Raw genomic sequence first — 10,657 nt, forward strand, 5'->3', positions numbered from 1 at the left:
GCGTTGAGCGTACTCAGCCTGGCCGACGATGTTCTTCCAGTCCAGGGTCGCACCAATCTCGGTAAAGCTCATGTGCTTGCCGCCCTTGGTGGTCATGTCGTTGGCCAGCTGGCCGAAGCCGAATTTGGTCAGGTTGTCGGTCAGGCCGTTCAGCAGGGCGAAGTCGTTCACTTCGACTTTGGCGCGCAGGTGAGCGGCGCGCACGGTGATCGGACCGTGTTCGGCGGTTACGGCAAAGCCATAGACCGGCGCGTCATAGTGGGTCACGGAACCGGTGCCGCCGGCGGCGACGAACAGCTTGCCGCTGCTCTTGCCGACCACGCCCTGCACGGTGACGTTGGTGTCGCCGAAGGAGTGCTGCCAGTTGATGTCGGCGCCGTCCACGCTTTCCAGCGGTTCCTGCCCGTACAGCTCGATCGGCGGACGCATCATGGTGTTGGCGTAGCCCACATTCTGGTAGTCGGAGATCAGGAAGGCCGGGATGACGGTGCGGCCGAGGCGCACGCTGGTTTCATCGTTCAGCTTGTATTTCAGGAAGGCCCAGGTCAGCTCGGTGGTGAATTGCTGGCTGGTGCTTTTGCGGCTCAGCACCTGCACGGTGGCGGACAGGTCAGGCGTTGCCTGGTAGCTGGCTTGCAGGCCGAGGTTGGTATCCAGACCCAGGCGAGGAGAATCGCCCACGCCTTCTGCCTGGTTGTAGCGGACGAACTTGACGTCGTCGGTATTGGTTTTGGCGGCTGCTACCGTGCCGAAACCACTGATGCTCAGGTTGCCGTCGCCCAAGATACCCGCCTGTGCCGACAGCGAAGCGGCGGCTGCCAGGACGGATGCGACGATAAATTTCATCTTCATAAGTGGTGATCCATGGTTGTTTTATATGATTTTGTCCGCACGGTCGTACTGTTTTTCTTGTGCGACGCGACAGTGCAGGACTGCCGTTCCCTCGGCAGTTGCTCACGATAAATGAAATGGCTTGCATTCTGAAACTAGTTTCAGTGAACTAGTAGGGTTTTACTAATTTTTGTAGACATTTATGCGACATTTCATTACAACAATTGCACTGTTGCGGTGCATGAATTATTGCCCTAACAAGGCAATGAAATTACGGTGGCAGGGATTACAATAACGGCTTCTTTTCCCATCTTTGCACGAGAAAAATACAATGGCCGTCAACTCCCCAATCCCTGTCGCCTCCGAACTGAAACCTGTCGCCGGTATCGAGATCGGCTACGCTGAAGCGGGCATCAAGAAACCGAACCGCAAGGACGTACTGGTCATGAAACTGGCCGATGGCGCCACGGTGTCGGGTGTGTTCACGCTGAACCGTTTTTGCGCTGCACCAGTGCAGATCTGCAAGGAGAATCTGGCGGCAGTGAAGGGCGGCGCCAAGCCGATCCGCGCCCTGATGGTCAACACCGGCAACGCCAACGCGGGCACCGGTGAAGCGGGCATGGCCAATGCGCGCGCTACCTGCGCTGCGCTGGCAAGTGAACTGGGCTGCGATGCACAGCAGATTCTGCCGTTTTCCACCGGCGTGATCCTGGAGCCGCTGCCGGTCGAGAAGATCAAGGCCGGCCTGCCAAAAGCCGTGCAGAACCTGAAGTCCGATAACTGGTTCAACGCTGCCGAAGCCATCATGRCCACGGATACCCAGCCGAAAGCCGGCTCGCGTACCGTGCAGATCGGTGGCCATACCGTGAATCTGACCGGCATCTCCAAGGGCRCCGGCATGATCAAGCCGAATATGGCGACCATGCTGGGCTATCTGGCCTTCGACGCCAAAGTGGCGCAGCCGGTGCTGGACGTCTTGACCAAGGAAGCCGCTGACCAGAGTTTCAACTGCATCACCATCGATGGCGACACTTCCACCAACGACTCCTTCATGATCATCGCTACCGGCGCCGGTACGCTGGAAGTGAACTCGGTCGATTCGCCGGAATACAAGGCGCTGGCCGCTGCGGTGAACGAGTTGTCCCTGTTCCTGGCTCAAGCCATCGTGCGTGACGGCGAAGGCGCGACCAAGTTCATGACGATCGCCGTGGAAGACGGTAAGAACGCGGAAGAATGCCGCAAGATCGCGTATTCCATCGGTCACTCGCCACTGGTTAAAACTGCCTTCTTCGCTTCCGATCCTAATTTGGGCCGCATCCTGGCAGCCATTGGCTATGCCGGCGTGGATGACCTGGATGTCAGCAAGATCAACCTGTATCTGGACGATGTGTGGGTGGCCAAGGACGGCGGCCGCAACCCGGACTACAAGGAAGAAGATGGCCAGCGCGTGATGAAGCAGAGCGAAATCACGGTACGCGTGAAGCTGGCGCGCGGCGCGGCCAAGGCGACCGTGTACACCTGTGACCTGTCCCACGACTACGTTTCCATCAACGCCGACTACCGCTCCTGATGGCTACCCAGCTTGAGCAATTCCTGAAGCGCGCCGAAGCCGTACTGGCGCGCGTGGAAGCCATCCTGCCGCCCGCACCTCCCGCGCCGGACTGGAGCGCCGCCACGGCTTTCCGCTGGCGCAAGCGCAAGGGCTTGGCGGAGGGCGGCTGGCTGCAGCCGGTGCGCCATCCTGCCGCCATCGCGCTCAACGATTTGCAGCATGTTGGGCCACAAAAGACGCAGATCGAGCAAAATACGCGGCAGTTCGTGCAAGGCAAGCCAGCCAATAATGTGCTGCTGACGGGCGCGCGCGGCACTGGCAAGTCTTCGCTGATCAAGGCGTGCCTGAATCAGTTTGCTGCTGATGGCTTGCGCCTGATCGAAGTGGACAAAGCCGATCTGGCCGATTTGCCGGACATCGTCGACCTGGTCGCGGGGCGTCCTGAGCGCTTCGTCGTGTTCTGTGACGACTTGTCCTTTGAGGAAGGCGAGGGCGGCTACAAGGCGCTAAAAGTGGCGCTGGATGGCTCGGTTGCCGGCCACGCCGACAATCTGCTGATCTACGCGACCTCCAACCGCCGCCATCTGCTGCCGGAGCGCTTCAGCGACAACGCAGGCACCACGCATGACGACGACGGCGATCTGCATCCGGGCGAAACGGTGGAAGAGAAGATTTCCCTGTCTGAGCGCTTCGGGCTATGGTTGTCCTTCTATCCCTTCAAACAGGACGATTACCTCGGCATCGTCGCGCATTGGCTGGCATCTTTCGGCTGCTCGGCCGAACAGATCGCGGAGTCGCGTGCCGACGCCCTGCGCTGGGCGCTGCAGCGCGGTTCACGCTCGGGCCGCGTGGCCTGGCAGTTTGCGCGTGATTACGCGGGAAAGCATTGAATGAGCAATCCGATAGATGTGGCCGTGGGTATTCTGATGAAGCCCAACGGCGATGTGCTGCTGGGCAGCCGTCCCGAAGGCAAACCGTATGCGGGCTACTGGGAATTCCCGGGCGGTAAGGTCGATCCGGGCGAAACCATCCTGGAAGCCTTGAAGCGCGAGTTCATGGAAGAACTGGGCGTGCGCGTGCTCAGCGCAGAGGAGTGGTGCGGCGTCGAGCACGTGTATGAACACGCGCACGTGCGCCTGCATTTCTTCATCAGCCGAGAGTGGGAAGGCGAGCCGCAGAGCCTGGAAGGCCAGGCATTTGCATGGCAAGGGGAGGTCGGTGTAGAGCCGCTGCTGCCAGCCACCATTCCATTGCTGGAGTGGCTGGACCGCGTGCGTTACTGACCCGTCGGGTTGGTTTCGTCCTCGGGGTCCGGTGCGGAGCCGGGGACGCGGTACTTCTCTTCGGCCCAGGCGCCGAGGTCGATTTGTTTGCAGCGTTCGGAACAGAACGGACGGTATTTATTGGCTTCGGTCCACTCCACTTTTTTGTGGCAGGTGGGGCATTCAACTACAGTAGGCATGGCTTAGAAATTACAGAGGGTGAGCTCGAATGGTACATCTTCTTCCAGCGGCTTGGGTTTCAGATCGCCGCCCTGGCTGGTAAAGCGTACCCACAGCATATATTTGTTGGCCGAGATTTCCGGGATGGCGCCCATCGCTTCATCCACACTCAGGCGCAGCATCTGGTACACCTTCCCCTGCAACATCTGCTGGTAACTTCCTGCATTGGCAATCATTTTCACCGGACCGCCCGAGTCGCGCAACAGGCGCAGCACCAGGGCCAGCGCATCGAACAGGGGCGCCAGCGGCGCAAACCAGCCCGCGATATCGTTGAAACGGTACTCCGCCGGGCGCTTCTGCCAGGCGTAGTAAGAAGGCAGGTCGAATTCGCAGGCGCCGCCAGGAATGATGGTGCGGCCGCGGATGCTCATCAGCCATTCATTGTCGCGCACATTCTGGCCGGTCTTGCCTTGTGCGGCAACCAGGGCGCTGGAAACGGCATCCACTTCGGCCAGGATGGCGTCCAGCATATCGGCCTGGACATTGGGATTGGAACGGTAGCCCAGCAGGCTTTGGCGCTGGCGCTCCAGTTCCTGCAGCAGATCGGATTTCAGGTCGGCACGGCCGGCCACTTCCAGCATGTCGAAGATCGTTGCGAGGGCTACGTGATGCTGCATCGGATGTTCCTGATGCACAAAGAACTTGAATTTCTCGTACAGGTCCTCCAGGCGCAGCAAGGTGCGAATGCGCTCGTTGAAAGGATAYTCGTAGACGATCAAAATGACATCCCTTTTATAAACCTGTAAGAATCACGTGATTCTGAACCATGCGAAGCAAAAATACAAACGTTGCTAACGTATTGTTATCTTTCTTTCGGAAAAATCCAGATAAAGTTGATGTAAACGATCAATTTTCGGCGGTAAGTCCTCGATTTTGCCGCCGTTTTCGATAATATCGTCCGCCGCCGCGAGGCGTATTGGACGGGCTACCTGGGCCGCCATAATGGCCCGAACTTGTTCTTCCGGCAATCCATTGCGCGCCATGACGCGGCTCAGCTGGACCTCTTCCGGGCAGTCCACCACCAGCACGCGGTCGACGCGGTCTTTCCAGGTGCCGGACTCGACCAGCAGGGGGACGTCGAAGATGGTGTAGGGGCCGGTGGCAATTGCCGCGGCAGCGGCCACGGCGTCGCGGATGCGGGGATGGAGGATGGCCTCCAGGCGGCGCTTGGCGTCCGGTTCGCGGAATACCAGTTCGCGCATTTTGGCGCGGTCCATGGCGCCCTGGGAATCCGCCATCTCGACGCCGAACTCGGCAATGACCGCGGGCATGGCCGCGCCGCCGGGCGCGGTCAGGCTGCGGGCGATCTGGTCGGTGTCGACAATGGTGACGCCCCGCTCGGCAAACAGGCGGGCAACGACGCTCTTACCGCTGCCGATGCCGCCCGTCAGGCCGACGGTGAAGCGTCCGGACATATCAGCCGCCGGTCACGCCGCGCAGCACGGCGCTGATCTGTTCGCCGAACAGCATGGCCAGCACGCCCGCACCCGCCAGGTAAGGGCCAAAAGGAATCTGGGTGTGGCGGCCTTTGCGCTCCACGATCATGATCGTAATGCCCACGACGGCGCCCACCACGGACGACAGCAGGATAATCGCCGGCAGCATTTGCCAGCCCATCCAGGCGCCCAGCGCAGCCAGCAGCTTGAAGTCGCCATAGCCCATGCCTTCGCGGCCGGTCGGCAGTTTGTAAGCCCAGTAGATGGTCCACAGCGCCATGTAGCCGGCGGCGGCGCCGATCACGGCGTCTTTCAACGGCACATAGGTGGCGTTCACGTTCATCAATAGGCCCAGCCAGAGCAGGGGATAGGTCAGATCGTCCGGCAGCAGCTTGGTGTCGGCATCGATGAACGTCATGGCAATCAGCAGCCAGCCAAACACCAGAGCAGCCATGCCCGCGTAGCCGGAGCCGAATTTCCACACCAGCGCGGCGGACAGGATGGCGGTCAGCGATTCGATGATCGGGTAGCGCGCCGATACCGGCGCCTTGCAGCTGCTGCAGCGGCCGCGCAGCACCAGCCAGCTGATGACCGGAATGTTTTCCAGTGCCGTGATCTGGTGGCCGCAATGCGGGCAAGCCGAACGCGGCGCGATCAGGTTATAGCGGTCCGTATGCGGCAGGGGCTTGCCTGCCTCGTCGGCAATGTAATTGTCCATTTCACGCTGCATCATCTTGGGCAGCCGGTAGATCACCACATTGAGGAAGCTGCCTACCAGCAGACCCAGGATTGCTGCCACGATGGCAGCGGCCATCGTAGCGGGCGGAGAAAACAGCGCGAAGGTTTCTTGCATTGAGTGTCCTTAAACAACCGAACCGAGTTTGAAGATAGGCAGATACATTGCAACCACCAGGCCGCCAATCAGCACGCCCAGGATCACCATGATCGCTGGTTCCATCAGGCTGGACAGCGAAGCCACGGCGTCGTCCACTTCTTCTTCGTAGAAGTCAGCCACCTTGCCCAGCATCGAATCGAGTGCGCCGGATTCTTCGCCGATGGCGACCATCTGGGTCACCATGCTGGGGAAGACTTCCGCATTCTGCATTGCCACGGTCAGGCTGACACCAGTCGAAACTTCGGTCTGGATTTTGCGAGTCGCATCCAGGTACACGGCGTTACCGGCTGCGCCACCCACCGAATCCAGCGATTCAACCAGTGGCACACCAGCGGCGAACATGGTGGACAGGGTACGCGTCCAGCGCGCGATGGTGGCCTTGCGGATCACCTCACCGAAAACAGGCAAACGCAGCAGCAGGCGGTCCATGGTCTGCTGCATTTTCAGCGAGCGTTTCCAGGACTGGAAGAAGAAGTACAGGCCGGCGCCCAGGCCACCAAAGATGATGTACCAATACTTCACGAAGAACTCGGAAATATTCATCACGAGTACGGTCGGCGCGGRCAGATCGGCGCCAAAGCTGGTGAACACTTCCTTAAATGCCGGCACCACCCAGATCATGATCACGGCGGTCACGATGAAGGCCACCGCCAGAATCGATACTGGATAAGTCAGTGCCGACTTGATCTTGGCCTTCATGGCCAGCGTCTTTTCCTTGTAGATCGCCAGGCGGGTCAGGAGGTCTTCCAGAATACCGGCCTGTTCACCGGCGGCTACCAGGTTGCAGAACAGCGGATCGAAGTAGAGCGGGAACTTGCGAAAAGCCTGGTTCAGCGAAGTACCGGTCTCGATATCCGAACGCAGGTCAAGAATCAGTTTGGACACGGAAGGATTCGCATGACCCTTGCCCACGATGTCGAACGCCTGCAGCAGCGGCACGCCGGCTTTCATCATGGTGGCCAGCTGGCGGGTGAAGAGGGTGATGTCCTTGTCGGTGACCTTCTTGCCGGAGCGGTAGACCTTCTTCTTTACCTTGGTAACCATGATGCCCTGGCGGCGCAGGGTCACATTGACCACCGCCTCGCCACCGGCGCGCAGTTCGCCGCGCACGGTCTTGCCGGTCTTGTCCTTGCCTTCCCAGGCGAAGACAGATTCTTTTACATTGCCCGCGTTTGCCATATTCGTGGTTCCTATTCGTTGGTGCAGCCCAGCACTTCTTCCAGGCTGGTCAAGCCGTTCCTGACCTTGACGAGGCCCGATTGCCGCAGCGATTTCACGCCTTCGGCTTCGGACTGGGCGGCAATCTGCATTGCATTGCCATTGGACAGAATCAATGCTTCGATCGCGGGCGTGATCGGCATGATCTGGTAGATACCGACCCGGCCTTTGTAGCCGGAGCCGTTGCAGCGTTCACAGCCCACCGGGCCGTAAGGTTTCCAGCTGCCATCCAGGTCTTCCTCCTTGAAGCCGGCCTTCAGCAGCAGCTCGGGCGAAATATCGACCGGCTGCTTGCAGGTGCAAAGGCGGCGCGCCAGGCGCTGCGCCGTGATCAGGATGACGGAGGAAGCGATATTGAAGGGCGCAATGCCCATGTTCATCATACGCGTGAGGGTCGACGGCGCATCGTTGGTGTGCAGGGTGGAGAACACCATGTGACCGGTCTGCGCGGCCTTGATCGCAATGTCGCCCGTTTCCAGGTCACGGATCTCACCAACCATGATGATGTCCGGGTCCTGGCGCAGGAAGGCTTTCAGCGCGACCGGGAAGGTCAGGCCCGCCTTGTCGTTCACGTTAACCTGGTTCACGCCGGGCAGGTTGATCTCGGCCGGGTCTTCCGCGGTGGAGATATTGATGCCGGGCTTGTTCAGGATGTTCAGGCAGGTGTATAGCGACACGGTCTTGCCGGAGCCGGTCGGGCCGGTTACCAGCACCATGCCGTATGGGCGCTGGATCGCGTCCAGCAGCAGTTCCTTCTGGTCAGGGTCGTAGCCAAGCGAATCGATACCCATCTGGGCCTGGGTCGCATCCAGAATACGCATCACGCACTTTTCGCCGAACAGGGTCGGCAGGGTCGAGATACGCAGGTCGATGGTCTTGGTGGCCGAAACGACCAGGCGCATGCGGCCGTCCTGTGGCACGCGCTTTTCGGAGATGTCCAGCTTGGCCAGCACCTTGATACGCGAGATCAGCTTTTCCTTGATGCCGATCGGTGGCTGGGCGTGTTCCATGAGCACACCGTCGACGCGGAAGCGGATGCGGTAGAACTTTTCGAATGGTTCGAAATGCAAGTCTGATGCACCCATGTTAACGGCGTCCATCAGCATCTTGTTCAGGAAGCGCACGATCGGCGCATCTTCCACTTCGGTTGCCGCGTCGGCTGCGGCTTGCGATGGCGCGGCTTCCGATTCCTCGGCGAACTCGATGTCGGCTTCATCGCCTGACATATCGTGCAGACTTTGTTCCGAGGACTTGCCGAGGTCGGCCAGCAGCTTGACCAGGGTGTCATGCGGCACCACCACCGGTTCCACCGAGGATTCGGTCTGGAACTTGATCTGGTCCAGTGCCTGCGTATTGGTCGGATCGGAGATGGCAACCGCCATCTTGTTGCCGCGTTTGGTCAGCGCAATTACGCGCTGGCTGAACATCAGCTTGGGATCGATGATCTTTTGCGGCAGCAGGTCGAGATTGAAGGCCGCCAGATCCAGCATGGGATAGGCGAACGTCTCGGAGCAGAACAGCGCCAGATCGCGCGCATTGATGGTGCCGCTGGACAGCAGCACGTCAATGAAGGGCTGCTTCTCGGTCTGCGACTTCTTTTGCAGCGCATCCGCCTGCGGGGCGGTGAGACGCCCGGCTTGCATCAATGCCCGCGCCAGCCCCGACATAGGAGTGCCTGACGTCGAGTTGGGTTGGACTGCTGCCATAGGAGCGCGCTATCTATCTAGTGAAAGGATGTCTACGATCCCCGGATGATGCCTGCGGGCATCATTTTTGTAAAGCGAAGGACTCTAGAGTGCGCGCCTCAGGCCTTAGGGCGTCGCAATTTCACTACTTTGATGGCCTGATCGTGGACTTGCACCACCTCGATGATGCACTGGCCGACTTTTAAACTGATTGGTGCTTCCGGAATATCCTGCAGCAGTTCGAGCAGCATGCCATTCAGTGTTTTCGGCCCATCCAGCGGAAAGTTTAAACCTAAGCGCTTATTGATGTCACGCAAAGGCGTGGTGCCTTCCAGCAGGCACTCGCCGTTGGCATCCCAGCCGAAGCTGTCGGCGCGCGTGGCGCTTGGCGTGGAGGTGGTGAACTCGCCAATCATTTCTTCGATGATGTCATCCAGCGTGACCAGGCCCTGCACCTCGCCGTATTCATCAACGATGATGGCCAGCCGCTCCTTGTTCTCCTGGAAGTTCTGCAGGGCGGCAAAGGCGGCCGTGTCTTCCGGCATGAAATAAGGCTCGCTGAGGAGGGCGCGGAAATGGTCGTTGGTCAGTTCGTCTTCTTCATTCAGCAGCGCCACGGCCTTGCGCACGTGGAGAATGCCGAGGATCTGGTTGATCTCGCCATCGTAGACGGGCAGCTTGTTGTGATAGCAGGTGGTGAGCTGGGCCTTGATATCTTCCACTGGCACGGCCAGGTTCAGGGCTTCGATCTGGGCGCGCGGGGTCATGATGTCCTCGACCGAAATGGTATCCAGATCGAACAGATTCATCAGGATGCTCTTGTGCTTCTGCGGGATGAAGGCGCCATTCTCGATCAGCACCGAGCGCAGTTCATCGGGCGACAGGCGGGCCTCCTCGGCCGCACCAGCCGGCTTCACGCGCGCCAGGCGCAGCAGGGTATTTACGAACAGATGCACAAACCAGATCAGCGGCTTGGCGGCCGACAGCAAAGGACGCAGCACGAAAGAGGCGGGCAGCACAATCTGGTCCGCATAGCGCGCGCCGATGATCTTCGGCGAAATCTCGGCCAGCACGATCAATATGAAGACTACAAGACCTGTTGAAATAAGGATCACGTGCTCTTCCAGGCCGAACTGGGTAATCGCGATCGCGGTCACGAGCGCGATGGCCATTGCATTGATCAGGGTATTGGCGATCAGGACCAGGGACAGCAGCTGCTCGGTCCGCTGCAGCAGCCACAGCGTCGCGATCGCGCGTTTGGAGCCACGTTTAGCCTGGTGGCGCAGGCGGAATCGATTGGCCGCCATCAAGGCGGTTTCGGCCATGGCGAAGAAGGCCGAGGCGAGAATCAGGAAGGCAAGGGCAGCGAATTGCGCCCACAAGGGAACATTATCCAAGGGAGGYCAAAGGGAACCGGAGAAGCCCCCGATTCTACAGTATTTAATTTGGGGTCAGGTACGAAATGCTACATGGGTTCGCCTGCGCCGAAGCGGCCTCATGTAGCATTTGGTGCCTGACCCTATAATGGCGTGATGGAG

General features: G+C 59.7%; 11 protein-coding genes. 3 read left to right on the top strand and 8 right to left on the bottom strand.

The genetic code is table 11. The annotated features are described in order from the left end of the window. Positions 1–852 (bottom strand): porin (locus AB4Z11_RS10860; RefSeq protein ID WP_442025260.1); only part of this gene is annotated, 852 nt, incomplete at its 3' end. Positions 853–1,162: 310 nt separating this feature from the next. Here AB4Z11_RS10860 and argJ point away from each other — a divergent pair. The 3 genes from argJ to AB4Z11_RS10875 are packed head-to-tail and all read left to right on the top strand — an operon-like array spanning position 1,163 to position 3,666. Continuing rightward, positions 1,163–2,401 carry a bifunctional glutamate N-acetyltransferase/amino-acid acetyltransferase ArgJ gene (gene argJ / locus AB4Z11_RS10865; protein ID WP_442025261.1) on the top strand — a complete coding sequence of 413 codons (1,239 nt, stop codon included), beginning with the start codon at positions 1,163–1,165 and terminating at the stop codon, positions 2,399–2,401. Then, a complete protein-coding gene (locus tag AB4Z11_RS10870; RefSeq protein WP_442025262.1) occupies positions 2,401–3,273 on the top strand; it encodes an ATP-binding protein in 873 nt (290 codons plus the stop codon). Before argJ ends, AB4Z11_RS10870 begins: the two co-directional genes overlap by 1 nt. Continuing rightward, a complete protein-coding gene (locus AB4Z11_RS10875; protein WP_442025263.1) occupies positions 3,274–3,666 on the top strand; it encodes an NUDIX domain-containing protein in 393 nt (130 codons plus the stop codon). Here the strand turns inward: AB4Z11_RS10875 and yacG are convergent. From yacG to AB4Z11_RS10910, 7 genes are all read right to left on the bottom strand, one after another. Continuing rightward, positions 3,660–3,845 carry a DNA gyrase inhibitor YacG gene (gene yacG, locus AB4Z11_RS10880; protein ID WP_442025264.1) on the bottom strand — a complete coding sequence of 62 codons (186 nt, stop codon included), beginning with the start codon at positions 3,843–3,845 and terminating at the stop codon, positions 3,660–3,662. The genes AB4Z11_RS10875 and yacG overlap by 7 nt on opposite strands. Positions 3,846–3,848: 3 nt before the next feature. Further along, positions 3,849–4,604, bottom strand: a complete 756-nt coding sequence (gene zapD / locus AB4Z11_RS10885; protein ID WP_442025265.1) for a cell division protein ZapD — start codon at positions 4,602–4,604, stop codon at positions 3,849–3,851. 72 nt (positions 4,605–4,676) lie between these two features. Further along, a complete protein-coding gene (gene coaE / locus AB4Z11_RS10890; protein WP_442025266.1) occupies positions 4,677–5,300 on the bottom strand; it encodes a dephospho-CoA kinase in 624 nt (207 codons plus the stop codon). A gap of 1 nt (position 5,301) precedes the next feature. Further along, positions 5,302–6,174: a prepilin peptidase gene (locus tag AB4Z11_RS10895; RefSeq protein WP_442025267.1), complete on the bottom strand. Its 873-nt coding sequence runs from the start codon at positions 6,172–6,174 to the stop codon at positions 5,302–5,304. Positions 6,175–6,183: 9 nt separating this feature from the next. Further along, a complete protein-coding gene (locus tag AB4Z11_RS10900) occupies positions 6,184–7,395 on the bottom strand; it encodes a type II secretion system F family protein (RefSeq protein ID WP_442025268.1) in 1,212 nt (403 codons plus the stop codon). Between the two features lie 11 nt (positions 7,396–7,406). Continuing rightward, on the bottom strand, positions 7,407–9,140 hold the full coding sequence (gene pilB / locus AB4Z11_RS10905; protein ID WP_442025269.1) for a type IV-A pilus assembly ATPase PilB: 1,734 nt from the start codon (positions 9,138–9,140) through the stop codon (positions 7,407–7,409). Between the two features lie 98 nt (positions 9,141–9,238). Beyond that, positions 9,239–10,516, bottom strand: a complete 1,278-nt coding sequence (locus tag AB4Z11_RS10910; protein WP_442025270.1) for an HlyC/CorC family transporter — start codon at positions 10,514–10,516, stop codon at positions 9,239–9,241. Positions 10,517–10,657: the final 141 nt, after the last annotated feature.

Source organism: Pseudoduganella sp. RAF53_2, assembly GCF_052113985.1.
Classification (GTDB): Bacteria; Pseudomonadota; Gammaproteobacteria; order Burkholderiales; family Burkholderiaceae_D; genus Rugamonas.

Excerpts from the sequence above, each read along its gene's own strand:
- AB4Z11_RS10870 (WP_442025262.1), top strand. The coding sequence starts at position 2,401 with ATGGCTACCCAGCTTGAGCAATTCCTGAAGCGCGCCGAAGCCGTACTG.
- AB4Z11_RS10875 (WP_442025263.1), top strand. The coding sequence starts at position 3,274 with ATGAGCAATCCGATAGATGTGGCCGTGGGTATTCTGATGAAGCCCAAC.
- yacG (WP_442025264.1), bottom strand. The coding sequence starts at position 3,845 with ATGCCTACTGTAGTTGAATGCCCCACCTGCCACAAAAAAGTGGAGTGG.
- coaE (WP_442025266.1), bottom strand. The coding sequence starts at position 5,300 with ATGTCCGGACGCTTCACCGTCGGCCTGACGGGCGGCATCGGCAGCGGT.
- AB4Z11_RS10895 (WP_442025267.1), bottom strand. The coding sequence starts at position 6,174 with ATGCAAGAAACCTTCGCGCTGTTTTCTCCGCCCGCTACGATGGCCGCT.
- pilB (WP_442025269.1), bottom strand. The coding sequence starts at position 9,140 with ATGGCAGCAGTCCAACCCAACTCGACGTCAGGCACTCCTATGTCGGGG.